23 protein-coding genes are annotated in these 25,669 nt (G+C 64.3%); 16 read left to right on the forward strand and 7 right to left on the reverse strand.

Translation table 11 applies throughout. The features are described 5' to 3' along the window. Nucleotides 1–190, forward strand: a 190-nt coding sequence (locus QCE48_RS14040; RefSeq protein ID WP_309794174.1) for a hypothetical protein, incomplete at its 5' end; no start/stop codon positions are given. A gap of 72 nt (nt 191–262) precedes the next feature. Here QCE48_RS14040 and QCE48_RS14045 read toward each other — a convergent pair. After that, nucleotides 263–1,549, reverse strand: coding sequence for an SGNH/GDSL hydrolase family protein (locus QCE48_RS14045; RefSeq protein ID WP_309787131.1), 1,287 nt, complete (start codon nt 1,547–1,549; stop codon nt 263–265). A 162-nt stretch (nt 1,550–1,711) separates the two neighbouring features. Between QCE48_RS14045 and QCE48_RS14050 the strand changes: the two genes are divergently transcribed. Continuing rightward, entirely contained in the window at nt 1,712–2,881 is a 1,170-nt protein-coding gene (locus QCE48_RS14050; protein ID WP_309787130.1) for a class I SAM-dependent methyltransferase, read from the forward strand. 1 nt (nt 2,882) lies between these two features. Here the strand turns inward: QCE48_RS14050 and QCE48_RS14055 are convergent, their stop codons facing one another. Further along, nucleotides 2,883–4,148, reverse strand: a complete 1,266-nt coding sequence (locus tag QCE48_RS14055) for a TIGR03862 family flavoprotein (protein ID WP_309787129.1) — start codon at nt 4,146–4,148, stop codon at nt 2,883–2,885. Nucleotides 4,149–4,310: 162 nt separating this feature from the next. Here QCE48_RS14055 and QCE48_RS14060 point away from each other — a divergent pair, with 162 nt between their 5' ends. The 9 genes from QCE48_RS14060 (at nt 4,311) to QCE48_RS14100 (ending at nt 12,203) form a co-directional block, all read left to right on the forward strand. Continuing rightward, the gene (locus QCE48_RS14060; protein WP_309787128.1) at nt 4,311–5,807 is read left to right on the forward strand and encodes an MFS transporter; all 1,497 of its coding nucleotides are present in this window, start codon (nt 4,311–4,313) and stop codon (nt 5,805–5,807) included. Nucleotides 5,808–6,031: 224 nt separating this feature from the next. Further along, nucleotides 6,032–7,039, forward strand: coding sequence for a 1,2-phenylacetyl-CoA epoxidase subunit PaaA (paaA, locus tag QCE48_RS14065; RefSeq protein ID WP_309787127.1), 1,008 nt, complete (start codon nt 6,032–6,034; stop codon nt 7,037–7,039). 13 nt (nt 7,040–7,052) lie between these two features. Then, on the forward strand, nt 7,053–7,337 hold the full coding sequence (gene paaB, locus QCE48_RS14070) for a 1,2-phenylacetyl-CoA epoxidase subunit PaaB (protein WP_309787125.1): 285 nt from the start codon (nt 7,053–7,055) through the stop codon (nt 7,335–7,337). A gap of 12 nt (nt 7,338–7,349) precedes the next feature. After that, complete coding sequence (gene paaC / locus QCE48_RS14075; protein ID WP_309787124.1) at nt 7,350–8,150, forward strand: 1,2-phenylacetyl-CoA epoxidase subunit PaaC; 801 nt, start codon at nt 7,350–7,352, stop codon at nt 8,148–8,150. A 4-nt stretch (nt 8,151–8,154) separates the two neighbouring features. Beyond that, nucleotides 8,155–8,685, forward strand: coding sequence for a 1,2-phenylacetyl-CoA epoxidase subunit PaaD (paaD, locus tag QCE48_RS14080; RefSeq protein WP_404983094.1), 531 nt, complete (start codon nt 8,155–8,157; stop codon nt 8,683–8,685). 9 nt (nt 8,686–8,694) lie between these two features. Next, entirely contained in the window at nt 8,695–9,783 is a 1,089-nt protein-coding gene (gene paaE, locus QCE48_RS14085; RefSeq protein ID WP_309787123.1) for a 1,2-phenylacetyl-CoA epoxidase subunit PaaE, read from the forward strand. Nucleotides 9,784–9,867: 84 nt separating this feature from the next. Then, nucleotides 9,868–10,692, forward strand: coding sequence for a DUF1835 domain-containing protein (locus QCE48_RS14090; RefSeq protein ID WP_309787121.1), 825 nt, complete (start codon nt 9,868–9,870; stop codon nt 10,690–10,692). A 19-nt stretch (nt 10,693–10,711) separates the two neighbouring features. Beyond that, nucleotides 10,712–11,317 (forward strand): TetR/AcrR family transcriptional regulator, encoded by a 606-nt coding sequence (locus tag QCE48_RS14095; RefSeq protein WP_309787119.1) that lies wholly within the window; start codon nt 10,712–10,714, stop codon nt 11,315–11,317. Between the two features lie 223 nt (nt 11,318–11,540). Next, the gene (locus QCE48_RS14100) at nt 11,541–12,203 is read left to right on the forward strand and encodes a GNAT family N-acetyltransferase (RefSeq protein WP_404983339.1); all 663 of its coding nucleotides are present in this window, start codon (nt 11,541–11,543) and stop codon (nt 12,201–12,203) included. Between the two features lie 96 nt (nt 12,204–12,299). Here QCE48_RS14100 and QCE48_RS14105 read toward each other — a convergent pair whose 3' ends face one another. After that, nucleotides 12,300–12,800: an Lrp/AsnC family transcriptional regulator gene (locus tag QCE48_RS14105; RefSeq protein WP_309787116.1), complete on the reverse strand. Its 501-nt coding sequence runs from the start codon at nt 12,798–12,800 to the stop codon at nt 12,300–12,302. A gap of 138 nt (nt 12,801–12,938) precedes the next feature. On the opposite strand from QCE48_RS14105, the gene hppD reads away from it, so the two are divergent. After that, a complete protein-coding gene (gene hppD / locus QCE48_RS14110; RefSeq protein ID WP_309787115.1) occupies nt 12,939–14,039 on the forward strand; it encodes a 4-hydroxyphenylpyruvate dioxygenase in 1,101 nt (366 codons plus the stop codon). A 93-nt stretch (nt 14,040–14,132) separates the two neighbouring features. On the opposite strand, the gene QCE48_RS14115 is transcribed toward hppD, so the two are convergent. After that, the gene (locus tag QCE48_RS14115; protein WP_309787114.1) at nt 14,133–14,333 is read right to left on the reverse strand and encodes a hypothetical protein; all 201 of its coding nucleotides are present in this window, start codon (nt 14,331–14,333) and stop codon (nt 14,133–14,135) included. Nucleotides 14,334–14,690: 357 nt separating this feature from the next. Here QCE48_RS14115 and QCE48_RS14120 point away from each other — a divergent pair, with 357 nt between their 5' ends. Next, nucleotides 14,691–18,281 (forward strand): indolepyruvate ferredoxin oxidoreductase family protein, encoded by a 3,591-nt coding sequence (locus tag QCE48_RS14120; RefSeq protein WP_309787113.1) that lies wholly within the window; start codon nt 14,691–14,693, stop codon nt 18,279–18,281. Between the two features lie 93 nt (nt 18,282–18,374). Here the strand turns inward: QCE48_RS14120 and QCE48_RS14125 are convergent, their stop codons facing one another. Together QCE48_RS14125 and QCE48_RS14130 are read right to left on the reverse strand one after the other, a co-directional pair. Next, nucleotides 18,375–20,648 carry an NADP-dependent malic enzyme gene (locus QCE48_RS14125; protein WP_309787112.1) on the reverse strand — a complete coding sequence of 758 codons (2,274 nt, stop codon included), beginning with the start codon at nt 20,646–20,648 and terminating at the stop codon, nt 18,375–18,377. 302 nt (nt 20,649–20,950) lie between these two features. Beyond that, the gene (locus QCE48_RS14130; protein ID WP_309787111.1) at nt 20,951–22,180 is read right to left on the reverse strand and encodes an MFS transporter; all 1,230 of its coding nucleotides are present in this window, start codon (nt 22,178–22,180) and stop codon (nt 20,951–20,953) included. A gap of 286 nt (nt 22,181–22,466) precedes the next feature. Here QCE48_RS14130 and QCE48_RS14135 point away from each other — a divergent pair, with 286 nt between their 5' ends. Then, nucleotides 22,467–23,153: an orotate phosphoribosyltransferase gene (locus QCE48_RS14135; protein ID WP_116566667.1), complete on the forward strand. Its 687-nt coding sequence runs from the start codon at nt 22,467–22,469 to the stop codon at nt 23,151–23,153. 76 nt (nt 23,154–23,229) lie between these two features. Here QCE48_RS14135 and QCE48_RS14140 read toward each other — a convergent pair whose 3' ends face one another. Next, nucleotides 23,230–23,943 carry a response regulator gene (locus QCE48_RS14140; RefSeq protein WP_309787109.1) on the reverse strand — a complete coding sequence of 238 codons (714 nt, stop codon included), beginning with the start codon at nt 23,941–23,943 and terminating at the stop codon, nt 23,230–23,232. Between the two features lie 290 nt (nt 23,944–24,233). Between QCE48_RS14140 and QCE48_RS14145 the strand changes: the two genes are divergently transcribed. Together QCE48_RS14145 and QCE48_RS14150 are read left to right on the forward strand one after the other, a co-directional pair. Beyond that, entirely contained in the window at nt 24,234–24,836 is a 603-nt protein-coding gene (locus QCE48_RS14145; protein ID WP_309787108.1) for a YbhB/YbcL family Raf kinase inhibitor-like protein, read from the forward strand. Between the two features lie 170 nt (nt 24,837–25,006). Continuing rightward, on the forward strand, nt 25,007–25,573 hold the full coding sequence (locus QCE48_RS14150) for a flavodoxin family protein (protein WP_309787107.1): 567 nt from the start codon (nt 25,007–25,009) through the stop codon (nt 25,571–25,573). The last annotated feature ends 96 nt before the right edge of the window (nt 25,574–25,669 follow it).

Raw genomic sequence — 25,669 nt, forward strand, 5'->3', positions numbered from 1 at the left:
ACCCTCAGTCGCCTTTGAAGTTCAGCCGCTTAACTACCGCCGCCACCCCTTCCGTTCTGCGTCGCTGCATCAGCAGCAGAGAAACGAGATTATGAAGAATCTTTTTCCCTCTGTCAACATCTTTTTTCGCTTTCGCTTCCAAATTTGCCGACTTCCGGAACCGCCTGTTCCCTTGGCGGCCTCGTTTTGAAACGAGGATGCGAATAGTAGGGCAACCCGGCGCCAATGACAAGAGAATGACGAAAATATTTTTGTCCGCCGTTTAATGAGCCTGCGTGGACGCCATCGCTTCAAGAGGAACCGCCTCCGCCATCGCCGAATATCCGGCGTCGCTCGGGTGAATGTGGTCGCCGCTGTCGTAGCGACGCTGCAGCACGTCCGGTCGCGCCGGATCGCGCAACGCCCGGTCGAAATCGATCACGCCGTCGAACGCGCGGCTTGCGCGGATCGACTCGTTCACCGCCAGCCGGATCTTTTCCCGCTCCGGCGGCAGCGACGCGGGCGTCAACGTGGCCCCATATATCTTGATGCCGCGCTGATGCGCCTGCGCGATCAGCCGCTGGTAGCCCCGCAGCAGCGAATCCGCCGTCACCTGGGTGTGCGGGTTGTCGCAGTCGAGGCCAGCGTGCGCAGGCATCGCGGCGAAATTGATGTCGTTGATGCCGATCAGCACGATGATCGCGCGCACGCCGGGCTGGCGCAGCGCGTCGCGCTCGAAGCGGCCGATCACCGCCTCGCCATAGCACGGCGAATTGCTCAGCAGACGATTGCCGCTGATCCCCGCGTTGACAACCGCCGTTCCCGCCTCGCCCTTTGCAGCGAGGCGACGCGCCAGCGCGTCGGGCCAGCGCCGGTTCGCATTGGGTGTCGATCGCATGCCGTCCGTGATCGAATCGCCGATGGCGACGACGCTCTCTGCCGACGCATCGTCGACGGCGACACCCGTCAGCCACGCGTATTGCGTGAAGCGGGTGCGAAAAGCATCGGCGGAGGTGTCGGCCGAATGGTCGCCGGGCGTCGAGACGTAATTGACCTGGCTCGCCACGCGATGCCACGCGGCAAGCCGCTGCTCCTTCGCCGCATGGATACTGACCGCGAGCGGCTGCTTGGCCGACACGTCGAAGGCGACCGGATCGCTGTCGATCTGGCCGCCCGGTGCGATCGTCACGTTCGGGCGTCCGCCGAACAGCACGGCGCGATCGGTTCCCGGACGCGTCGCCGCGCTGCCTGCGCCGAGCGCCCGCGCGATGTGCACCGACTCGATCGCGAGCGGCGCCGTGCCGTAGACATTGCTCAGACGCAGCCGGGCGCGTTTGCCGTCGAGTTGCGGATAGACCAGTTGCCGCATGGTCCGCCCGCCGATTTCAGGCGCGCGGTACAGCGGCGGCAAGTCCGCCTGCTGCGGGATCGCCTGCAGCGCGGTCGCCCAGGCGCTCACCCAATGGCCGCTGGACGGCGGTTCGGAGACGGTCTGCGCGAATGCAGCCGATCCGACAAGAAACTGCGCGGCCAGCATACCCGCGCTTGCAGCAAGAATTCGAAGCTTCATTCGGTTGATCGGAGGCAGAAAATAGAGCGATTGTGCCTGATCGACGCGCGCCGCCGAAGATCGCCGAAGCGGCTGCTTTTCGCCGGATTCCCGGCGACTCGCCGGAAAAGCCTCAGAATAGAGTCATACGGCCGACTGGCCCAACCTAGAATCGACATCCGCATGCAATCGAAGAATTCCGCAACTCCGGCCACCGCCGCCCACCAGTCACTCCACTGGGAGGAAGACGGCGTAAGCCACTCCGCGCGCTGGCGCTCGGAGAGCGGCAATGCGCCGCCGAAGCGCGTCGTGATCGGCGACGATCAGATGACCGCCGATTCCGCCTATCGGCTCGCATGTGAAGGGACGGCGATCCTCTGGCGCGGCGATTTCCAGAACGCGCGCCAGTTATTGCAGGCGATGGCGCGCCGGATCGAGAACAAGCCGAAAAAGCGCAAGGCGGCCGAAGCGCCCGAGCCGTCTCCCGTCGACCGCTTCAATCTGCATCGGCTCGCGCAGTCGCAGCGCGCTCGCACGCTGGCGATGCTCGTTCTTCCGCTCGACGAGCAGTACGCGATTCCGCTGCGCCGCGCGCCCGACGTGCGCGACGCCTGCGAAGAAGCGTATGGCCCAGCCGATGGACCGTCGGTGGTGTCGTTGCGGGAAGTGCTCGGCCTTGTCGGCGCGCACGAGTGGCGCAAGAAGGGCGTCGAAATCCCGGCGCTCGGCGCACGCATTCATCCTTATTACGGCGTGTTTTCGCCGGTGCGCGGCGAGTACATCAAGCTTGTCGCCGACCAGCCGCTGCCGTCGAAGTCGCTCGCCTTCGATATCGGCACCGGCACCGGCGTCCTTGCGGCGCTTCTCGCACAGCGCGGCGTCGAACGCGTGGTCGCGACCGACATGGACCCGCGCGCGCTCGCCTGCGCTCGTGAAAACGTCGAGCGGCTCGGGCTCGGTAATCAGGTCGATGTGATCGAAGCCGATCTCTTTCCCGATGGCCGCGCGCCGCTCGTCGTGTGCAATCCGCCGTGGCTGCCCGCGCGGCCGAGTTCGGCGATCGAGCATGCGATCTACGATCCGGAAAGCCGCATGCTGCGCGGCTTTCTCGACGGCCTCGCCGCGCATCTGACGCCCGGCGGCGAAGGCTGGCTGATCCTGTCCGATTTCGCGGAACATCTCGGCTTGCGCACGCGCGCGCAGTTGCAGGAATGGATCGACGCGGCCGGCCTGAAGGTCGACGGGCGGCTCGATGTCAAGCCGCACCACCCGCGCGCCGCCGACAAAACCGATCCGCTTTTCTCGGCGCGCTCGAAGGAAACGACGTCGCTGTGGCGGCTCGTGGCCGCCTGATTCAGGGACGCGCCGCGTTCAGCGACTGCAGATAGGCGAGCGCGCCCTCACCCGCGACGAGTCCGCTCGCGAGACACGCCGTCAGCAGATAACCGCCGGTCGGCGCTTCCCAGTCGAGCATTTCGCCGGCGCAGAACGCGCCCGGCAAAGTAGCGAGCATCAAATGCGCGTCGAGCGATTCGAACGCGACGCCGCCCGCGCTGCTGATCGCCTCGGCGATCGGCCGCGGCCGCCGCACGACGAGCGGCAACGCCTTGATGCGCCGCGCGAGCGTCGGCAGATCGGCGAATTCTTCCTTGCCGACGCACTCGCGCAGCAACCCCGCCTTCACGCCGACAATGTGCAGCCGGCCTTGCAGATGACTCGACATCGAGCGCGCGCCGCGCGGATGCGTCACTTCGGCGAGCACCCGCTCGGGCGTCATACCCGGCGCGAGATCGAGCAGGATCGTCGCGCCGTCGCCGGGATTCTGCTTCAGCCATTCCCGAATCGGCGCCGACAGCGCGTAGACGAGACTGCCTTCGATGCCCGTCGCCGTGATCAGGCACTCGCCGGCGCGCCAGTCGATCGCGCCCTTTTCCCGCTCGATGCCGATCGCCACCGATTTCAGCGCTTCGCCCGCAAAACGGTTGCTGAAATGTTCGCTCCAGTCGACGTCGAAACCGCAATTTGACGGTTCGAACGGCTGCACGCGCGCCCCGCGCGCTTCGAGAAACGGCACCCACGTGGCATCCGAGCCGAGCCGCGGCCAGCTCGCGCCGCCGAGCGCCAGAACGACCGCGTCGGCCTGCACGCGCACTTCGCCTTCGGGCGCGGCGAACACCAGCGCGGACGACGCCCATCCCGTCCAGCGATGCCGCATATGGAACCGGACGCCCGCCCCGCGCAGCCGATGCAGCCACGCACGCAGCATCGGCGCCGCTTTCATGTCGGTCGGAAAGACGCGCCCCGAACTGCCGACGAACGTTTCGATGCCGAGTTCGTGCACCCATTGCCGCAGCGCGCCGGCATCGAAACGGCGCAGGAGCGGCGCGATCTGCTCGCTGCGCGCGCCGTAGCGGGCGAGAAACGGCGCGGCGGCCTCCGAATGCGTGAGGTTCATGCCGCCCTTGCCCGCCATCAGGAACTTGCGGCCGACCGACGGCATCGCGTCGTAGACATCGACCTGCGCGCCGCCCGCCGCGAGCGCCTCGGCCGCCATCAGGCCGGCCGGCCCGCCGCCGATGACGGCCACGCGTGAAATCTGTTTCGGTTCGGGTGCGGACATGCTCTCGGCTGCGGTGGGAAACGCCGACATTGTCGCATTCCGTCGCGCGCGGGCCCGCTCCGGCCGTAAGTCATCAAATAACAAAAATGAATTTGGCCAGGCGCGCGCGAGCACGTAGCATCGCGCGATCGTTGCCTCGTCAAACTTTTTAACGGTTCACTCATGTCAGCTTCTATCGCCTCCGGGCGCGCCCACGCGCCGGCCGCCGCCTCCGCCGCCGATGCGCGGCCCGTCATCCGCAGCGCCGCCGATGTCTCCGATCTCGTCAACCGCGGCGCGGCGGTCGGCAGCGACGCACGCGTCGTCATTGCGATCGCCCTCGGCGGCGTATTCCTCGACGCCTACGATCTCGGCGCGCTCGCGTTCGGCGTCAAGGACATCGCCCGCGAGTTCTCGCTCACGCCGACCGGGACGGGCTTCGTCGCGTCGGCGATCACGTTCGGCGCGATCGTCGGTGCGCTGATCGGCGGCTATCTCACCGACAAAATCGGCCGCTATCGCGTGTTCATGGCCGACATGTTCTTTTTCGTCATCGCGGCGATCGCCTGCGCGCTCGCGCCGAACGCCTGGGTGCTCGGCGGCTCGCGCTTCGTGATGGGGCTGGGCGTCGGCATCGACCTGCCGGTCGCGATGGCCTTTCTCGCCGAATTCTCCCGGCTGAAGGGGCGCGGCAACAAGGCGGCCAGCATCGCGATGTGGTGTCCGACGTGGTACGCGGCGATCAGCGTGTCGTACCTGCTCGTGCTCGGGCTGTACGCGGTGCTGCCCGAAAGCCACTCCGGCTGGCTCTGGCGCCTGATTCTCGGCTTCGGCGCGGTGCCGGCGATCGTGATCATCGCGATTCGCAGCCGGTATATCAGCGAGTCGCCGGTGTGGGCGGCCAATCAGGGCGATCTCGCCGGCGCCGCCGCGATTCTCAAACGCTCCTATGGCCTCGACACGCGCGTCGAGGCGTCGCCCGCGACCGCGGCCGCGACGCGCACGCCGCGCAAGGCGTCCTGGAGCAACTACGGCGCGCTTTTGCGCGGGGTCTACCTGCGACGCACCGTGCTCGCGACGATCATCGCGATCGCGTCCTCGTTCGCGTACAACGCGGTGGCGTTCGGTTTGCCGGTCATCATTTCCAGCTTCCTCAAGCAGTCGATGCTCACGACCATCCTCGCTTCGCTCGCGCTCAATCTGTGCTTCGCGTTCGTCGGCGGACTGATCGCGGTGCGCACCGTGCCGAAGATCGGCGCGTGGAAGCTGACGGTCGGCGGCTACGCGTTCCAGCTGGCGGCGCTCGTCGGACTGGCGATCGTCGGGCGTCCGGCGAACGGCGCGGAAGTCGTCATGGCGATCGCGTTCCTCGCGCTATTCCTGCTCGGACAGGGCTTCGGGCCCGGCTCGCACAGCATGACGTTCGCGTCGCTCAGTTACCCGACTTCGCTGCGCGGCGTCGGCGTCGGCTTCAACCAGACGCTGATGCGCTCCAGCTCGACCGTGTCGCTGTTCCTGTTCCCGGTGTTGTCGGCGGCGCTCGGGACGAAAGTGTTCTGGATCATCGCGGCCGCGCCGCTTGCCGGACTGATCGCGCTCCTCGCGATTCGCTGGGAGCCGTCGGGTTACGACGTCGATGCCGAGGATTTCGAGACCTCGGGCGGGCGAGTCGCCGGTTGATCGAGTTTGCTGCGACATAGCTAGCACCGCTCATCCCGTCTGGAAGAAGGGCCGCTTCAGCAGAAGCGGCCCTTTTTTTGTCGCCGGACACGGCGTTCCTCGACTTGCCAGTTCCCTTCCCGCCCGAGGCAAAAATCCTCGCGTTACTGTCAAAAAAAGTTATAAACCGACCGGCCGGTCGGTTTATAATCGCCGCACAGCGACTTACCTTGAGCGAGATCGTCATGTACACCCAATCCCTCGATATTCCCGGCAACGTCCAGCCGATCGGCGCGCAAGCCGATACGAGCGCCTCTCCCGAGCAGCAACGCTTCGACGCCGTGATGCAGGCCGACGGCAAAATCGAGCCGCAGGACTGGATGCCCGAGGCCTACCGCAAGACCCTGATCCGCCAGATTTCGCAGCACGCGCATTCGGAAATCATCGGCATGCAGCCGGAAGGCAACTGGATCAGCCGCGCGCCAAGCCTGAAGCGCAAGGCGATCCTGCTCGCGAAAGTGCAGGACGAAGGCGGTCACGGCCTCTATCTATATAGCGCCGCTGAAACGATGGGCGTCTCGCGCGATCAGCTGGTCGCCGCGCTCCACGCCGGCAAGGCCAAATATTCGAGCATCTTCAATTACCCGACGCCCACCTGGGCGGATGTCGGCGTGATCGGCTGGCTGGTCGACGGCGCCGCGATCATGAACCAGATTCCGCTCTGCCGCTGCACCTACGGTCCGTACGCCCGCGCGATGATCCGCATCTGCAAGGAAGAGTCGTTCCATCAGCGGCAAGGCTTCGACGCCCTGCTCGCGATGATGAAGGGCACGGAGGCGCAAAAAGAGATGGTCCAGCAGGCGGTCGACCGCTGGTGGTGGCCGGTGCTGATGATGTTCGGCCCGAGCGACAAGGATTCGATCCACAGCGGCCAGTCGTTCCAGTGGGGCATCAAGCGCATTTCGAACGACGATCTGCGCCAGAAATTCGTCGATGCGACTGTCGAGCAGGCGAAGATCCTCGGCGTCACGCTGCCCGATCCCGATCTGAAGTGGAACGAGGAACGCAAGGCGCACGACTACGGCGCGATCGACTGGGACGAATTCTGGCGCGTCGTGAATGGCGACGGCCCGTGCAACAAGGAGCGTCTCGCCACCCGCGTGAAGGCGCACGACGACGGCGCCTGGGTCCGCGAAGCCGCGCTCGCGCACGCGGAAAAACAAGCCGCCCGCGCTCATCAACAAGCTGCGTAAATTGGAGACGAACATGAACAAGGAATGGCCGATCTGGGAAGTATTCGTTCGCAGCAAGCAGGGGCTCGATCACAAGCACTGCGGGAGCCTCCACGCACCCGACGCGCCCGCCGCGCTGCGCATGGCGCGCGACGTCTACACGCGTCGTCAGGAAGGCGTGAGCATCTGGGTGGTGCCCTCGTCGGCGATCACGGCGTCCGATCCCGCCGACAAGGCCGAACTCTTCGAGCCCGCCGGCGACAAGATCTACCGTCATCCGACCTTCTTCGTGCTGCCCGACGAAATCAACCACATGTAAGGCGCTGAAGACATGACGACGCCCCAACATCTCGCCTACGTGCTGCGTCTCGCCGACAACGCGCTGATCCTCGGACAGCGCAACGCCGAGTGGTGCAGTCACGGTCCGGCGCTGGAAGAAGACATCGCGCTCGCGAACATCAGCCTCGATCTGATCGGTCAGGCGCGATTGCTCTATTCGCACGCGGCGACGCTCGACGAAGCGCTCAACGGCAAGAAGAAGACCGAAGACGATTACGCCTACTTCCGCACCGAGCGCGAGTTCGCGAACTACACGATCGCCGAGTTGCCGCACTTCGGGCCGCTTGCGGGCACTGCGCGCACCGAGCGCGACTACGCGGTGACGATCGTGCGCAACTTCCTGTATTCCGCGCTGATGAGCCATCTGTGGACGGCGCTCGAATCGTCGACCGACGAGCATCTCGCCGCCATCGCCGCGAAATCGCTGAAGGAAACGCGCTATCACCTGCATCACGCGGGCGACTGGCTGATCCGCTTCGGCGACGGCACCGAGGAATCGCATCGGCGCGCACAGGCGGCGCTCGACTACCTGATGCCGTACACGCGGGAGTTCTTCAGCGTCGACGACGTGGAAACGGCGATCGCCGCGGCGGGCATCGGCCCGCTTCCGACCGATATCGAAACCGCGTGGCGGGAAGACGTCGCCGCGACGCTCGAACAGGCGACGCTCGTCGCGCCGCCCGAGGCGAAGCACGTGAGCACCGGCAAGCACGGCGAGCATTCCGAACACATGGGCTATCTGCTCGCCGAGATGCAGAGCCTCGCGCGTCAGCACCCCGGCGCGGGCTGGTAACGCCATGATGACGACCGCCGACGCCACCCTCGAACGCGCCTGGGAAGTGCTGGAAAACGTGCCCGACCCGGAAATTCCGGTGGTATCGATCCGCGAACTCGGCATTTTGCGCGACGTGCGTCGCGGGGCGGACGACGTCATCGAAGTGGTGATCACGCCGACTTATTCCGGCTGCCCGGCGATGTCGCAGATCGCCGAAGACATCGAGGACGCGCTGTCGCAGGCCGGTCTCGGCGCGCACCGGATCGAAACCGTGCTCGCGCCCGCCTGGACCACGGACTGGATGACCGACGACGCACGCGAAAAGCTGCGCCGCTACGGCATCGCGCCGCCGACGGGCAATTGCGGCAGCGCGGCGCCGAAGGAAAAGACGATCCGCTTCGTCCCGCGCGCCGCCGTCGTCGAGACGCCCGCCTGCCCGCGCTGCGGCTCGACGCACACCGAGCGCCTCGCGCAATTCGGCTCGACCGCGTGCAAGGCGCTGTACCGCTGCATCGACTGCCGCGAGCCGTTCGACTATTTCAAACCCTACTGACCCGACATCATGGCGACTCCGCAATTCCATCCGCTGCGTATCCGCGAAGTACGGCCCGAAACCGCCGATGCCGTCACCGTTTCGTTCGACGTTCCGCCGCATCTGCGCGACGCGTTCCGTTTCACGCAAGGCCAGTTCGTCACGCTGAAGACGCACATCGACGGCGAGGAAACGCGCCGTTCGTATTCGATTTGCGTCGGCGTGACCGACTACGACCGCGACGGCGAACTGCGCATCGGCATCAAGCGCGTGCGCGGCGGGCGCTTCTCGAACTTCGCGTTCGACACGCTGCAGCCCGGTCACGAAATCGACGTGATGACGCCCGACGGCCGCTTCTTCACGCACCTGAACGCGGATCACGCGAAGCATTACGTCGCGTTCTCGGGCGGCTCGGGCATCACCCCGGTGCTCGCGATCGTCAAGACGACGCTCGAATCGGAGCCGACGAGCCGCTTCACGCTGGTCTACGGCAACCGCAGCGTCGACGCGATCATGTTCGCCGAGGAACTCGAAGACCTGAAGAACCGCTTCATGAGCCGGTTCTCGCTGTATCACGTGCTGTCCGACGATTTGCAGGACGTCGAGTTGTTCAACGGCGTGCTGGATCAGGACAAGTGCGCGGCGTTTTTGCAGACTCTCACGCCCGCCGCCGACATCGACGAAGCCTTCATCTGCGGCCCCGGCCCGATGATGGACGCGGCCGAAGCCGCCTTGAAGGACGCGGGCGTGCCGCCGAAGCAGGTGCACGTCGAGCGCTTCGGCACGCCGCTGCCGCAGGCGGGCGTGCCGCCCATCGAGATCACCGAGAACACGCCGGCCGCCGACCTCGAACTGATCATCGACGGGAAAAAGCGCAAGCTGCGCCTGCCTTACGCCGGCCTGAGCGTGCTCGATGTCGGCCTGAAGGCGGGTCTCGCGCTGCCTTACGCGTGCAAGGGCGGCGTGTGCTGCACCTGCCGCGCGAAAGTGCTCGAAGGTGAAGTGAAGATGGAAAAGAACTTCACGCTGGAACAGCACGAAATCGACGATGGCTACGTGCTGACGTGCCAGTGCCATCCGGTTTCGGATCGCATCGTCGTGAGCTACGACGAACGTTGATCGTCATGAAGCCTGGCTTACACTAGGGCCGCTTCGTGCGGTCCTTTTGTTTTGCAGCCAGCTTTCGTCAGCGGACACACAACGATGAGCATGATCCACGTCACCAACGGCGACCACGCCGCCAACACCCTTCGCGAAGCGCTAAAGCTCGCGGGCCGCGACGAACGCGTCGTCGCGCTGAAGGACGATCTCGCGGTCGGCCCGATTCGCAACGTCGACGACGCGCCCGACACGCGCGCCGCGTTCTGGCGTCACGTGCTCGCGCGCGACGGCATCGACTTCGACGCCGAGTTCGAGCAGCAGGAAACGCAGTTGCAAGCCCTCGTGCGCAACGACGCGCAGATCGTCGTCTGGCACGGCCAGAGCGCGTCGGATCAGCTGGCGCTCAGGCGTGTCGCCTATCATCTGCGCAATGCGCCGCAGCGGCTGAACGAAGCCAAACTCTCCGACCGCGATCTCCCCTTCGTAACCGACGCCGACGGCCAGGAGCGGCGTCGCGGCCGCCGGGACGGCGTGACGGCCGTCGGCATGTTCTCGGCGGAGGAACTGCTCGCGAAATTGCCGAGCGCCGCGCCGATCTCGGTGCTGCGCATCGGACGGCTCGCGCTCGAATGGCAGGAGGCGAAGCACGTGAACGCGGAAACGCGGCGCTGGCAGGACAACACGTTTGTCGCGGGCACTTACGCCGAGATCGACCAGGCGATTCTCGACATCGTCACGCCGGACTGGCAGCCGGCGCGGCGCATCGCCGGACAGGTGATGGCCGCCGAATTCGGCTTCATGGTCAGCGATTCGATCGCCTTCTGGCGCTGCCGCGAACTGGCGATGGCGGGACGGCTTAAACTTCGCGGCGAACCCGGCGACATCGTCAACGCAGACCTCCGGCAGAGCGCCGGCAACTCCGACTAAAACCGTATTCGACTTCTCAATGGCCCGCACAAGAGCGCCCGATCACGACACCCAACGCGAACAGATCCTCGAACTCGCCGCCGCCAAATTCGCCCAGACGAGCTATCCGAGCACCTCGATGGCCGACCTCGCCGCGGCGAGCGGCACGTCGAAGGCGCGCCTCTACCACTATTACGAGAGCAAGGAAGCGATCCTCTTCGATCTGCTCGACCGCTACACCAAGCGGCTGATGCTGATCATCGCGGAGGTGGAAGGCGCGAGCCAGCGACGCGGCCTTACCGAGCGGGAAGCGTTCGCGGAACTGGTCCGCGCGTTTCTCGCGGAGTACGAGACGTCGCACAGCCGGCACGTCGCGCTGCTCAACGACGTGAAGTATCTCGAAGACGTCCAGCGCACGATCGTGCTCGACCGGCAGCGCGATATCGTGGCCGCGTTCGCCCGACAACTGGCGCGCGCCTATCCGAAGCGCGCGACGAAGGAAAACCAGACCGCCCTCACGATGATGGTGTTCGGCATGATCAACTGGACGTTCACCTGGCTCAAGCCGGGCGGGAAACTGGGCTATCGCGAGTTCGCGGAACAGGTCGTCGATGTGATCGAGCACGGGCTCAACGGCGATCAATGACGTGCTGCGCGACAGCACCAATCCGCGAACAGTGAATGTTGTTTTGAGACACAATCACTAAATAGTTGATTTTGTTAAGATTTCTTATTTGTACGCGATTTTTTAGAACGCCGCCTCAGGGGCGTTTTAAGGGTTTTCCCGTATCCGTATTTCACTATTCGGGTAAAATTCGTTTTGCGATGCAGCACGTCGCATGACGAATCAAGGAGAACCCATCGTGAACATGACTATCAACCGCGTTGCCGCACCCACCGTCGCAGCCGAGCGCGCGCTGCCGGACGCCGGTCGACGGCCGGTTTTGGTTCGCGAGCTGTCTTCGGGCGACCGCGAGCGTCTGCTCACCCATTTTCTCGCGCTCGACGAAGACGACCGCCTGTTGCGCTTCGGCCAGATCGTGCCGGATCACGTCATCGACAACTACGTGCGCAATATCGATTTCACGCGCGACACGGTATTCGGCGTCTTCGACAACGAACTGCAACTGATCGGCGTCGGTCATCTGGCGTATCTGCCGGCTGAAGGCGACAAGCGCACCGCCGAATTCGGCGTGTCCGTGCTGGAAAGCGCGCGCGGCCGCGGCATCGGCACGAAGATGTTCGAGCGCGCCGCCATCCGCAGCCGCAACACGCAGGTATCGATGCTCTATATGCACTGCCTGTCGCGCAATTCGACGATGATGCACATCGCCAAGAAATCGGGCATGAAGATCGAGTACGCGTATGGCGAGGCGGATGCTTATCTGTCGCTCACGCCCGCCGATCAGTCGAGCCTCATCGCGGAAATGCTGCAGGAGCAAGCTGCCACGTTCGACTACGCGATCAAGCGCCAGGCGCGCCGCGCGTCGCAAATGTTCAACGTGTTCATGCCGACGGCGGGCGCTGCGTAAGGAAACGCGGGGTTGGCGTTGCGAGCGGGACCAAACAAAGGGCGGCCATGACCGCCCTTCTTCTTTTGTGCCGCGCCGACAGTATCGGCGACGGGGTCAGCGCAGCGGCAGCGCGGTTGTTTCCTTGATGCGCTCGAGCGAAAAGCTCGTCTTGACGTCGATCACCGACGGATGGTGCAGCAACTGGTCCTGCACGAAGCGCGAAAAGTGCGCCATGTCTTCCACCTGAACGCGCAGCAGATAGTCCATGTCGCCGGTCATCGCGTCGCAGGCGACGACTTCCGGCCATGTGCGCACGGCTTCGCGAAACAGATCGGCGTGGGTCGCGGGATTCGGCGAGCGCGTTCCTGCCGTCCCGCCGCGCTTTTCCAGGCGCACATTCACATACGCCAGCAGCCCCAGCCCGAGCTTTTGCGGATCGAGCAACGCCACATATCCGCGAATGACGCCGCTTTCCTCCAGCCGCCGGATGCGCCGCAGGCACGGACTCGGAGATAGATTCACCCGCTCCGCGATCTCCTGATTCGACAGCCGCCCGTTCTCCTGAAGAATCGCGAGAATTCTCCGATCGATCGCATCGAATTCGGCATCGGCCATTTTCTGTCTCCGGTTCTTTGAAACGCAGCAGCAACTTGCGCAATCGTATTCATCGACAATTTATTTCGCAAGCTTTCGCTGGACGCGCTTGATTACACTTCATCTCACTATTTCCGCACAGAGATTCAAGGAGACGAGATGACTTTTCAGGGCTGGGACAACCCCGTCGGCACCGACGGCTTCGAGTTCATCGAATACACCGCGCCGGATCCGGTCGCGCTCGGCAAACTCTTCGAGCAGATGGGCTTCACCGCGATCGCGCGCCATCGCCACAAGAACGTGACGCTGTACCGCCAGGGCGAGATCAACTTCATCATCAACGCCGAGCCGGATTCGTTCGCGCAGCGCTTCGCGCGCCTGCATGGACCGTCGATTTGCGCGATCGCGTTTCGCGTCGCCGACGCAGGCAAGGCCTACCAGCGCGCGCTCGAACTCGGCGCATGGGGCTTCGACAATAAAACCGGCCCGATGGAACTGAACATCCCGGCGATCAAGGGCATCGGCGATTCGCTGATCTATTTCGTCGACCGCTGGCGCGGCAAGAACGGCGCGCAGCCGGGCAGCATCGGCGACATCAGCATCTACGACGTCGATTTCGAGCCGATTCCCGGCGCCGAGCAGAATCCGGTCGGCCACGGACTCACGTATATCGATCACCTGACGCACAACGTCCATCGCGGCCGCATGATCGAATGGGCCGAATTCTACGAGCGGCTTTTCAACTTCCGCGAAGCGCGCTATTTCGACATCGAAGGCAAGGTGACGGCGGTGAAGTCGAAGGCGATGACTTCGCCCTGCGGCAAAATCCGCATTCCGATCAACGAGGAAGGTTCGGAGACGGCCGGCCAGATTCAGGAATATCTCGACGCGTATCGCGGCGAAGGCATCCAGCACATCGCGCTCGGCACCGACGACATCTATCGCACCGTCGACGGCCTCAACGGCGCCAAGATCTCGCTGCTCGACACCATCGACACGTATTACGAACTCGTCGACCGCCGCGTGCCGAGCCACGGCGAATCGGTGGCGGAACTGAAGAAGCGCGGGATTCTGATCGACGGCGTCGCCGACGAAATCCTGCTGCAGATCTTCACCGAGAACCAGATCGGGCCGATCTTCTTCGAGATCATCCAGCGCAAGGGCAATCAGGGTTTCGGCGAGGGCAATTTCAAGGCGCTCTTCGAATCGATCGAACTCGATCAGATGCGCCGCGGCGTACTGAAGGACACGACCAGCTAAAGCGGACGCGCAAAGAAAAAGGCGAGCGATCGAATCGATCCTCGCCTTTTTTGTTTTTGACGGCTCATGCTGGAAGAGCCGCCGAGTGTCCGGTCAGTCTTGCGCCTCGTCGTCGGCCTGCGACGCGTCCTGGCGCGTGCTGCGGGCGTCCGCGATTTGCGCGCGCATCTGCGCGACTTGCTGCGCGGGCGATGCGTTGACGTGCGAAGTGGCGTTGCCGCCGCGAATCGGGGCGTTCATCGCGAAAAAGGCGGCCGAAACCATCAAAAAGCTCTGGATATGGCGCTGCTTCATTGTTTTATCTCCTTCTGGACTGCGTGCTGCATGGGTACGGCTAGTGCTGCTTCGTAAAGCCTGACTCCGAAATTCGGTACGCAAAAAGGTGCGCAAGCGCGAGGTTAGACAGGATAAGGGATATGAGTTCCGCGGCCCGGTCGTTTTTACAGCTAGTAACATCCGTGTGCAAAAGCACTCGAACGCGTCGTCAAAACGACATAAACTGAAGCAAGCGCCTCATTTTTCAGCGGGTTTTTACCACTGCCCGAAACGCGCGCGACTCGGCACACTCACAATCCCGGCCAACGCGTCCACAAGATGCCGCAGCCCACAGAATGCTTTGGTGATCCCAAACTGGGTGGAGGAGTACACATAATGAATGCCCCGCTAGACGCAGAACAAAGAGCTTCGCTAGAAGCCGCGCTGAAATCCGTCACGCTCGACGACAAATACACGCTCGAACGCGGCCGCGCGTACATGAGCGGCATTCAGGCGCTGGTCCGGCTGCCGATGCTGCAACAGGAACGCGACAAGACCGCCGGGCTCAATACCGCCGGTTTCATCTCCGGCTATCGCGGTTCTCCCCTCGGTGGTCTCGACCAGTCGCTCTGGAAGGCGAAGACGCATCTCGCCGCGCATCAGATCGTGTTCCAGCCCGGCGTGAACGAAGACCTCGCGGCCACCGCCGTCTGGGGTTCGCAGCAGGTCAACCTGTACCCGAGCGCCAAATACGACGGCGTGTTCTCGATGTGGTACGGCAAGGGTCCGGGCGTCGACCGCTCCGGCGACGTCTTCAAGCACGGCAATTCGGCGGGTTCGTCCGCGCACGGCGGCGTGCTGGTGCTCGCCGGCGACGACCACGCCGCGAAATCCTCGACGCTCGCGCATCAGTCGGAACACATCTTCAAGGCGTGCGGCCTGCCGGTGCTGTTTCCGTCGAACGTGCAGGAATATCTCGACTTCGGCCTGCACGGCTGGGCGATGAGCCGCTATTCCGGCCTCTGGGTCGCGATGAAGTGCGTCACCGATGTGGTGGAATCGTCGGCTTCGGTCGATATCGATCCGCATCGCGTGAAAATCGAACTGCCGACCGATTTCGCGATGCCCGACGGCGGCCTGAACATCCGCTGGCCCGATCCGCCGCTCGTCCAGGAAGCGCGCCTGCTCGACTACAAGTGGTACGCCGCGCTCGCCTACGTGCGCGCGAACAAGCTCGATCGCGTCGAAATCGATGCGCCGAACGCGCGCTTCGGCATCATGACCGCGGGCAAGGCGTATCTCGACGTGCGCCAGGCGCTCGCGGACCTCGGTCTCGACGACGAAACCTGCGCGCGCATCGGCATCCGGCTGTACAAGGTCGGCTGCGTGTGGCCGCTCGAAGCGCAGGGCGCGCACAAGTTCGCGCATGGGCTCGAAGAGATTCTGGTGATCGAAGAGAAGCGGCAGATCCTCGAATACGCGATCAAGGAAGAGCTGTACAACTGGCCGGATGCGCAGCGTCCGCGCGTGTACGGCAAGTTCGACGAGAAAGACGGCGCGGGCGGCGAATGGTCGGTGCCGATGGGCAACTGGCTCCTCCCGGCGCATTACGAGCTGTCGCCGGCGATCATCGCGAAGGCGATCGCCACGCGCCTCGACAAGTTCGACCTGCCCGCCGAAGTGCGCGCGCGCATCGCGACGCGCATCGCCGTGATCGAGGCGAAGGAGCGCGCGCTGGCAAAGCCGCGCGTCGAAGCGGAGCGCAAGCCGTGGTTCTGCTCGGGCTGCCCGCACAACACGTCGACGAACGTGCCAGAAGGCTCGCGCGCGATGGCGGGCATCGGCTGCCACTACATGACCGTGTGGATGGACCGCAGCACGAGCACGTTCAGCCAGATGGGCGGCGAAGGCGTCGCGTGGATCGGCCAGGCGCCGTTCACGAACGACAAGCACGTTTTCGCCAATCTCGGCGACGGTACGTACTTCCACTCCGGCCTGCTCGCGATTCGCGCGGCGATCGCGTCGAAGGCGAACATCACGTACAAGATCCTCTACAACGACGCGGTCGCGATGACGGGCGGCCAGCCGGTCGACGGCGTCCTGACCGTGCCGCAGATCACGCACCAGCTCGCCGCTGAAGGCGCGGCGAAGATCGTGATCGTCACCGATCAGCCGGAGAAATACACGGCGAGCGTCGGCCTGGCGCCGGGCATCGACGTGCATCATCGCGACAAGCTCGACGAGATTCAGCGCGAGCTTCGCGAGATTTCGGGCACCTCGATCCTGATCTACGACCAGACCTGCGCGACCGAAAAGCGCCGTCGCAGGAAGCGCGGCGCGTTCCCCGATCCGGCGAAGCGCGTGGTGATCCACGAGGCCGTGTGCGAAGGCTGCGGCGATTGCTCGGTGAAGTCGAATTGCCTGTCGGTCGAACCGCTCGACACCGAGTACGGCACGAAGCGCCAGATCAACCAGTCGACGTGCAACAAGGACTATTCGTGTCTCAACGGCTTCTGCCCGAGCTTCGTGACGATCGAAGGCGGACAGTTGAAGAAGCCGCAGGCGTCGAGCGTCGCGGGCGACGCGATGCCCGTCGTGCCGGAACCCGATCTGCCTGAAATCGCGCGGCCCTATGGCGTGCTCGTCACGGGCGTCGGTGGAACGGGCGTCGTGACGATCGGCGCGCTGCTCGGCATGGCCGCGCACCTGGAGCAGAAGGGCGTGACCGTGCTCGACGTCACCGGCCTCGCGCAAAAAGGCGGCGCCGTGATGAGCCACGTGCAGATCGCCACCCGGCCCACGGACATCCACGCGACGCGCATCGCGATGGGCGAAGCGGATCTCGTGATCGGCTGCGACGCGATCGTGACCGCCAGCGACGAATGCGGCTCGCGGATGCAGCCGGATCACACGCGCGTCGTCGTGAACAGCGCGCAAACGCCGACCGCCGAGTTCATCAAGAACCCGAACTGGCGCTTTCCGGGCGCGAGCGCGGAAGCCGACATCCGCGCGGCGGCGGGCGAGCATGTCGCGATGGTCGATGCGAACCGCTTCTCCGTCGCGCTGCTCGGCGACGCGATCTACACGAACCCGTTCGTGCTCGGCTTCGCGTGGCAGCGCGGCTGGGTGCCGCTGCGTCACGAATCGCTCGTGCGCGCGATCGAACTGAACGCGGTGCAGGTCGAGAAGAATCTCGCGGCGTTCGAGTGGGGACGCCGCGCCGCGCACGATGTCGAAGCCGTTCGGCGTATCGTCGATTCGCAGGGACGCGCGCCGTCGCAGGAAACGACGAGCAAGATCATCGCGCTGCATTCGCCGAAGGCGCTCGACAAGCTGATCGAAAAACGCCTCGCCTATCTCGCCGACTATCAGAACGAGGCGTATGCGGCGCGTTACGGACGTCTCGTCGCGCAGGTTCGCTCGGCGGAAGGGGAGTTGGGCTTAGGCGACGGGCAGTACGCGCTGACCGAGGCGGTCGCGAAGAATCTGCACAAGCTGATGGCGTACAAGGACGAGTACGAAGTCGCGCGCCTCTATGCCGATCCGGCGTTCGTGGAGAAAGTGAAGAGCAGTTTCGAAGGCGACTGGAAGATCAAGTTCCACCTCGCGCCGCCGGCGTTCGCGAAGAAGAATGCGAAGGGACAGCTCGTCAAGAAGCAGTACGGCGCGTGGATGCTGCCCGCGATGCGCGTGCTCGCGAAGCTGAAGGTCCTGCGCGGCACGGCGTTCGACGTGTTCGGCAAGACCGAAGAGCGCAAGATGGAACGTGCGCTGATCGTCGAGTATGAGGCGCTCGTGAAGGAACTGATCGCCGGATTGACGGCGCAGAAACTCGCGCTGGCGATCGAACTGGCGAGCCTGCCCGACTCGATGCGCGGCTACGGCCACGTGAAGGACAACAACGTGCGGGCGGCAAAGACGAAGTGGAATGCGCTGCTCGCTCGCTGGCGCGACGGGTCTGCCGGAGAGGCGCGGCAAGTGGCTTGACGTTTTGCTTCGGTCGAAAAAAAGCGGCGATCCGAAATTTCGGATCGCCGCCTCTGATTCGCTGGCGCGTCTATCGACGCGCCAGCGAATGCTTTACTTCCCCACTCGCGCTCCCGCCGATGCCACCGCCGTCATATTGATGATCCGTCGCACGGTCGCGGCCGGCGTCAGGATATGCACGGGCTTGTCGGTGCCGAGCAGGAACGGCCCGACCGTCACGCCCTCGCCGCTCACCATCTTGAGCAGGTTGTACGTGATGTTCGCCGCTTCCACGTTCGGCATGATGAGCAGGTTCGCCTCGCCATGCAGCGACGTGCCCGGGAACGACGCCTTGCGCACCGCCTCCGACAACGCCGCGTCGCCGTGCATCTCGCCATCGACTTCGAGGTGCGGCGCGCGTTGCGCGATCAGCTTGCGCGCTTCTGCCATCCGCTTCGCCGAAGCGGTCGGCACGCTGCCAAAGTTCGAATTCGACACCAGCGCGACCTTCGGCTGGATGCCGAACTTCTCGATTTCGCCCGCCGCGAGGATCGTCATGTCGGCGAGTTGCTCGGGCGTCGGCACTTCGTTCACGTAGGTATCGCTGATGAAAAGATTGCGGCCTGGCAGCATCAGAAGGTTCATCGCCGCGAAGTTCTCCACGCCCTTCGCCTTGCCGAGCACCTGCTCGACGAACTTCAGGTGGTCGTGATACGTGTCGATCAGACCGCAGATCATGCCGTCGGCGTCGCCCATGCGCACCAGGATCGCGCCGATCAGCGTGTTGAACTTGCGCAGCGCCGCCTTCGCGCTTTCAGGCGTCACGCCTTCGCGCGCGGCGATCGTGTGATATTCCTGCCAGCTCTTCTGATAGCGCGGATCGTCTTCGGGATTGACGATCTCGAAATCCGTGCCCGCTTTCAGCTTCGAGCCCATTTTCTTCAGCCGCATCTCGACGACCGCCGGCCGCCCGACGATGATCGGCTTTGCGATCTTCTCCAGCAGCACGAACTGCGCGGCACGCAGGACGCGCTCGTCTTCGCCCTCAGCGAACACGATGCGCGCGGGCGCCGCCTTCGCGGCCTGGAACACGGGCCGCATCACCATGCCGGTTCGATAAACCGTCGCGCCGAGCGTCTCGCGATAGGCGTCCATGTCCTGGATCGGACGCGTCGCGACGCCCGAATCCATCGCGGCCTGCGCGACGGCCGGCGCGATCTTGATGATGAGGCGCGGATCGAATGGCTTCGGAATCAGATACTCGGGGCCGAATTCCAGCGAATGGCCTTCGTATGCCTTCGCGACTTCATCGCCCTGATCGGTTTCTTCCGCGAGTTCCGCGATCGCGCGCACGCACGCGAGCTTCATCTCTTCGGTGATCGTCGTCGCGCCCACGTCCAAGGCGCCGCGGAAGATGAACGGGAAGCACAGCACGTTGTTGACCTGGTTCGGATAGTCCGAACGGCCCGTCGCGATGATGCAGTCCGGGCGCACCTTCTTCGCTTCTTCCGGCCGGATCTCCGGCTCCGGATTCGCGAGCGCGAGAATCAGCGGCTTGTCGGCCATCGTCGTGACCATCTCGGGCTTCAGCACGCCCGCGCTCGAACAGCCGAGGAAGACGTCGCAGCCGTGCATCGCATCGGCGAGCGTGCGCGCGTCGGTGCTCGACTGATAACGCTCCTTCGACGCATCCAGGTTGCCGCGCCCTTCGTAGATCACGCCCTTCGAATCGACGACGAGCGTGTTCGACTTTTTCAGCCCGAGATCGACGAGCAGGTCCAGACACGCAATCGCCGCCGCGCCCGCGCCCGAACAGACGAGCTTGATTTCCTCGAGCTTCTTGCCGACCACCTTCAGGCCGTTGAGAATCGCCGCCGACGCGATGATCGCCGTGCCGTGCTGATCGTCGTGGAAGACGGGAATCTTCATGCGCTCGCGCAGCTTCTTCTCGATGTAGAAGCACTCGGGCGCCTTGATGTCCTCCAGATTGATGCCGCCGAGCGTCGGTTCGAGCATCGCGATCGCGTCCACGAGCTTGTCCGGGTCGGTCTCGGCGAGCTCGATGTCGAACACGTCGATGCCCGCGAATTTCTTGAACAGACACCCCTTGCCTTCCATCACCGGCTTCGCGGCGAGCGGTCCGATATTGCCGAGGCCGAGCACGGCCGTGCCGTTCGTCACCACGCCGACGAGGTTCGCGCGCGAGGTGTACTTCTGCGCGTCGAGCGGTTCGTCGAAGATCGCCATGCACGCGGCGGCCACGCCCGGCGAGTAGGCGAGCGAGAGGTCGAGCTGGTTGGAGAGCGGCTTGGTCGGCGTGACCGAAATCTTGCCGGGCCGGGGATTCTGGTGATATGCGAGGGCGCTTTGCTTCAGTTGTTCGTCCATGATTAGCCTAGAGACGTTGAGATTATTCGAGTTGGGCCTCGCTGCCGGCACGCGAGCCGCGGGGTGTAAATCGATGGATCGATCGATGAATACGGCGGCGCCCAGCGCGCCTGGTAGGCGCGTCGTCTCGCCGTTGCGGGATGACAGCGGCGGACAGAGCCCTTTTTTTGGGAGAATTAGTGTACACCCCGCACACGCGTTGACGCGAAGCAGCAATCGCGGAATCGCGCGCTCGGAGGCGGGGTGAAACCCTTATCGGACGGGCTTTCCTTCGACGAAAGCGCGCGTGATGCGCAGGTCGGTCACTGCAATGGCGCGCCGCGCCGCTCGGGAATCAGGAAGAGCGTCGCGAGGATGTCGAGTACGTAGATCGACGCCAGAAGCGCGAGCGCCGCCGCGAACGAGTAACGCGCCGCGAGCGCGCCCACGGCCACCGGCCCGAAGCCGCCGACCGCACGTCCGATGTTGAACAGCACGTTTTGCGCGGTCGCACGCGCCTCGGTCGGATACAGCTCGGAGATGAGCGCGCCGTAGCCGCCGATCATTCCGTTCACGAAGATGCCCATCACCGCGCCGCCGATCAGGAGCGCGAACGGCGTCGTCAGGTGCGAATAGACGAACACCATGACGACCGCGCCGATCTGATACGCGAGAAACGCGGGCTTGCGGCCGAAGCGGTCGGCGGCGATGCCGAAAAGCCAGATGCCGAGCGCCATGCCGAGCACGGTCGCTGCCGTCCAGACGCCCGACTTCGTGAGCGAATAGCCGAAAGTCTTCGACAGATAGCTCGGCAGCCAGATCATCAGGCCGTAATAGCCAAAGTTCTGCACCGAACAGAGGATCACGACCCCGAAACTCGCGCGCGCCGTGCTGGCATCGTCGAAGAGACGCCTGAGCGGAAAGCCGCGGCTAGCCTTGGCGCGCGCGGTGAAGAGCGCCGGCTCCTCGACGCGCCGCCGCACCGCGAACGACACCACCGCCGGCAGCAGGCCGACCGCGAACATGCCGCGCCAGCCGATCAGCGGCAAGAGGAGCGGCGTGAGGAGCGCGGCGGCGAGCACGCCCGCCTGCCAGCCCAGCCCGACATACGACGACGCCCGCGCGCGCTGCCCAGCCGGCCACGCCTCGGCGACGAGCGCCATGCCGATGCCGAACTCGCCGCCAAGCCCGATGCCCGCCACGGTCCGGTAGAACAGCAGGTCGCCGAAACCCTGCGCGAGCGCGCACAGGCCGGTGAAGACGGCAAACAGCAGGATCGTCCAGGTGAGCATCCGCACGCGGCCGTAGAAATCGGAGAGCGTGCCGAAAATCAGCCCGCCCGCCACCGCGCCGACGAGCGTCCACGTGACGAGCGAGCCCGCCTGCGTCGAGGTGAGATGCAGATCGGCGGCGATCGCGGGCAACATAAAGCCGAGAATGAGCAGGTCGAAGCCGTCCATCGCGTAGCCGAGCATCGAGGCGACGAGCGCGCGCGCGGCGTGGCGATCGGGCAGAGCATTCGATTCGGCGGAAGAAGGGGACGCAGAAGTCATGGCAGCAGCGGATGCGCGCGGCATCTCGGCAAAGAGCCGCGAGTGTACGTGGGGCGCGCAACGCCCACAACTCGCGAAAATTCGCCGCGACCGCTGGCTTTCATGCGTGTTACGGACGGACCCGGCATTCGCAGCAGGACTCGGAACTCGGGTAAAATCGCGGGCTACGCGCGCAGCCATCGTCGGACACGCCGGATCTTCCGCCGCTCGTCCGCCTGAGTCGCTGCGCCACGGGCCCACGGGCCGCCTCCGCGCTCTGCGCCGCTCAACGTCCAAGGATTCGCCCATGACAGGCAACGATCGCCAGACGATCTCAGACACCACCGCAAAAATGCTCCTGGAAGTCCAGGCGGTGCACTTCAACGCGGAAAAACCGTACATCTTCACGTCCGGCTGGGCAAGCCCGGTCTATATCGACTGCCGCAAGCTGATTTCGTATCCGCGCGTGCGCCGCGGCCTGATGGAAATGGCCGAAGCGACCATTCTGCGCGACGTCGGCTACGAGCAGATCGACGCCGTCGCGGGCGGCGAAACCGCCGGCATCCCGTTCGCGGCGTGGCTGTCGGACCGCCTGATGGTGCCGATGCAATACGTCCGCAAGAAGCCGAAGGGTTTCGGCCGCAACGCGCAGATCGAAGGCCTCTTAACCGAAGGACAGCGCGTGCTGCTGGTCGAGGACCTGACCACCGACAGCCGCAGCAAGATCAACTTCATCAATGCGCTGCGCACGGCGGGTGCGACAGTCAACCACTGCTTCGTGCTGTTTCACTACAACATCTTCAAGGAAAGCGTGTCGGTCCTGAAGGACATCGACGTCGATCTGCACGCGCTCGCCACGTGGTGGGACGTGTTGCGCGTCGCGAAGGAATCGGGTTATTTCGAAACGAAGACGCTCGACGAAGTCGAAAAATTCCTGCATGCCCCGGCCGAGTGGTCGGCGGCGCACGGCGGCGCGACGGCCGCACCGCAATAGACGTCTTTCAGGTGCGCATTAAAAAACCGCTGGGTGACCAGCGGTTTTTTTGTTTTTGCGCGAAGGCAGCAAAGAATTAACCGATAGCCGGTCTGGACGCGGACGGCGTGTCGGGATTACCGTCTCCAACATACGCCGCCAGATTTAATAGCCCATTACTTTGGGCGTACTGAAACAGTTCGGAATCGCGGTCGATACCCAGTTTGCGCATTGCGGTGTTTTTTTGCGTGCTGATGGTTTTTATACTGCGACGCAAGTGCGCGGCAATTTCGGTAATCGTCATTCCCGAGACAAAAAGTCGCACGACTTCCAGTTCCCGCTTCGAGAGCACGACGTCACGCTGCTGCCCGCTCGCGGAGAGTCCCATGCTGTCGAGCGCCGCCTTTACCGACGGCCCGATGTATTCCTGTCCGCGCATGACCTGCACGATCGCGAGGCCGATATGACTCAGATCGTCGGCCTTGCTGATGACCGCAGTCACGCCGACTTCGCGCAAACGTTTGAGCAATGCCGGATTTTCGAGCATCGTCAGCACGACGATTCGCACCGAGGCAAACTGCCGGCCGACATAGCCGAGCAGCGGCATGCCGTCGCCGAATTGCCCGCCCGGCATGGCGAGATCGGAGACCAGAACGTCGCAGGGCGTTTTCTGCAACACCTGAATGAGTTCCGTGGACTGCCGTGCCTGGCCGACCACTTCGATTTCCGGAAAACGAGCCAACGCCTGCGCAGCGCCGAATAGAATAACCGGATGGTCGTCAGCAATAATCACTCTTATTCGCTGGCTCATTATTTCCCCAACCGTTGTAATTGACGCGATAGCCCGCGAATAAGCGCCGACCTGAACTTTTTCATTTGCTGATCCATACCAAACCCGGGATCCAGGCTCTACTTTAGTCTTTCTCTGACAGACAGGATAGCCACAATGCACACGGCATCCGAGATCCGACAACAAAACGTTAAACGTTTGTTGCAATGTTAAACTCGAAAGTGACATATGGTGCAGTTTGAGACAAATTACATCGTTACACAATCGTAACGATGTCAGCTCCGATGTCGAGAAAAAGGAGAATCCGCACCATGCGTCTGGCAAGCCTCGCCGCGCGTCTTGCCGTACTCAACTCCGGCCGTTTCGTCATTGTTCTCGGCGCGCTGTGCGCGGCGGTGATCGCCTTAAGGTCGCCTCACGTGCTTGCCGAACCCGCATTCACCGTCAAGAGCAGCGATTTGATCGCCGGCAAGCCCGTGTCGCCGTCGCTACTCTTCGATCAGACCGACTGCAAGGGCGGCAACCGGTCGCCGCAACTCTCCTGGCACGGCGCGCCCGCCGCAACGCGCAGTTTCGCCGTCACGATCGTCGATCCGGACGCGCCCGGCCGCGGCTGGTGGCATTGGGCCGCTGCCGGCATTCCCGCCAGCGTCACGCAGCTGCCCGGCAACGCGAGCGCATCGGGCGCACTGCGGACGATGGGCGCCGTCGAGGCCCGCAACGATTTCGACACCGACGGCTATGGCGGCCCCTGTCCGCCGCCCGGCAAGCCGCATCGCTACGTGATCACCGTCTACGCGCTCGACAGCGACGACCTGCGCCTGCGCCAGGGCCGTCCCGCGCTGATGTTCGAGCACGAAATCCGCACGACGATGCTCGCAAGCGCGCAGCTCGTCTTCACCTACGGGCGCTAGTCCCACGACGGCGGGACGACGCGCCGCCGTTGGCTGGCGAACCGAGCGCCCGAATTTGTTCTTGCTAGACTGGTCCGGCCGAGTCATCCCTGGCGCCGTCGTCACCGGAAAGCGCGCAGGCCGCCCGTGACGCGACGACGGACGCCCCATCGCAGTCCAAGGACATCACCATGCCGAAGATCGTCATCGTTTATCACAGTGGGTACGGTCACACGAAGAAGGTCGCCGAAGCGGTGCTCGCCGGCACGCAGGACGCGGGCGCCGAGGCGAAACTGATGCCGGTAGGCGATCTCAACGACGCCGGCTGGGCCGAACTCGACGCCGCCGACGCCATCATCTTCGGCGCGCCGACCTACATGGGCGGTCCGTCGGCCGACTTCAAGAAATTCGCCGATGCCAGTTCCAAGCCGTGGTTCGCGCAGAAATGGAAGGACAAGGTGGCGGCCGGCTTCACCAATTCCGCGACGATGAACGGCGACAAGTTCAACACGATCACCTATCTCGTCACGCTCGCGATGCAGCACGGCATGATCTGGGCGGGCACTGGCATGATGCCGTCGAACACGAAGGCGGCCACGCGCAACGACCTGAACTTCGTCGGCGGCTTTACGGGGCTGCTCGCGCAATCGCCCGCCGATGCGTCCCCGGAAGAAGCGCCGCCGCCGGGCGATCTCGAGACCGCGAAGGCGTTCGGCGCGCGCATCGCGGCCGTCACCGCGCGCTGGGCCGGAAAATGACGGCGGCATCGTCCGAACGGCCAATCCGCACCGCCCGCCATCACGCTGACTCGGAAGCGCATTAAAATGACGGTTTTGCCGCCCCGCGCGCGACGC

This window comes from Caballeronia sp. LZ024, assembly GCF_031451455.1.
GTDB lineage: Bacteria > Pseudomonadota > Gammaproteobacteria > Burkholderiales > Burkholderiaceae > Caballeronia > Caballeronia telluris.

Bases quoted from the DNA above. Each gene is read 5' to 3' on its own strand.
- QCE48_RS14045 (WP_309787131.1), bottom strand. From the start codon at position 1,549: ATGAAGCTTCGAATTCTTGCTGCAAGCGCGGGTATGCTGGCCGCGCAG.
- QCE48_RS14050 (WP_309787130.1), top strand. From the start codon at position 1,712: ATGCAATCGAAGAATTCCGCAACTCCGGCCACCGCCGCCCACCAGTCA.
- QCE48_RS14055 (WP_309787129.1), bottom strand. From the start codon at position 4,148: ATGTCCGCACCCGAACCGAAACAGATTTCACGCGTGGCCGTCATCGGC.
- QCE48_RS14060 (WP_309787128.1), top strand. From the start codon at position 4,311: ATGTCAGCTTCTATCGCCTCCGGGCGCGCCCACGCGCCGGCCGCCGCC.
- paaA (WP_309787127.1), top strand. From the start codon at position 6,032: ATGTACACCCAATCCCTCGATATTCCCGGCAACGTCCAGCCGATCGGC.
- paaB (WP_309787125.1), top strand. From the start codon at position 7,053: ATGAACAAGGAATGGCCGATCTGGGAAGTATTCGTTCGCAGCAAGCAG.
- paaC (WP_309787124.1), top strand. From the start codon at position 7,350: ATGACGACGCCCCAACATCTCGCCTACGTGCTGCGTCTCGCCGACAAC.
- paaD (WP_404983094.1), top strand. From the start codon at position 8,155: ATGATGACGACCGCCGACGCCACCCTCGAACGCGCCTGGGAAGTGCTG.
- paaE (WP_309787123.1), top strand. From the start codon at position 8,695: ATGGCGACTCCGCAATTCCATCCGCTGCGTATCCGCGAAGTACGGCCC.
- QCE48_RS14090 (WP_309787121.1), top strand. From the start codon at position 9,868: ATGAGCATGATCCACGTCACCAACGGCGACCACGCCGCCAACACCCTT.
- QCE48_RS14095 (WP_309787119.1), top strand. From the start codon at position 10,712: ATGGCCCGCACAAGAGCGCCCGATCACGACACCCAACGCGAACAGATC.
- QCE48_RS14100 (WP_404983339.1), top strand. From the start codon at position 11,541: ATGACTATCAACCGCGTTGCCGCACCCACCGTCGCAGCCGAGCGCGCG.
- QCE48_RS14105 (WP_309787116.1), bottom strand. From the start codon at position 12,800: ATGGCCGATGCCGAATTCGATGCGATCGATCGGAGAATTCTCGCGATT.
- hppD (WP_309787115.1), top strand. From the start codon at position 12,939: ATGACTTTTCAGGGCTGGGACAACCCCGTCGGCACCGACGGCTTCGAG.
- QCE48_RS14115 (WP_309787114.1), bottom strand. From the start codon at position 14,333: ATGAAGCAGCGCCATATCCAGAGCTTTTTGATGGTTTCGGCCGCCTTT.
- QCE48_RS14120 (WP_309787113.1), top strand. From the start codon at position 14,691: ATGAATGCCCCGCTAGACGCAGAACAAAGAGCTTCGCTAGAAGCCGCG.
- QCE48_RS14125 (WP_309787112.1), bottom strand. From the start codon at position 20,648: ATGGACGAACAACTGAAGCAAAGCGCCCTCGCATATCACCAGAATCCC.
- QCE48_RS14130 (WP_309787111.1), bottom strand. From the start codon at position 22,180: ATGACTTCTGCGTCCCCTTCTTCCGCCGAATCGAATGCTCTGCCCGAT.
- QCE48_RS14135 (WP_116566667.1), top strand. From the start codon at position 22,467: ATGACAGGCAACGATCGCCAGACGATCTCAGACACCACCGCAAAAATG.
- QCE48_RS14140 (WP_309787109.1), bottom strand. From the start codon at position 23,943: ATGAGCCAGCGAATAAGAGTGATTATTGCTGACGACCATCCGGTTATT.
- QCE48_RS14145 (WP_309787108.1), top strand. From the start codon at position 24,234: ATGCGTCTGGCAAGCCTCGCCGCGCGTCTTGCCGTACTCAACTCCGGC.
- QCE48_RS14150 (WP_309787107.1), top strand. From the start codon at position 25,007: ATGCCGAAGATCGTCATCGTTTATCACAGTGGGTACGGTCACACGAAG.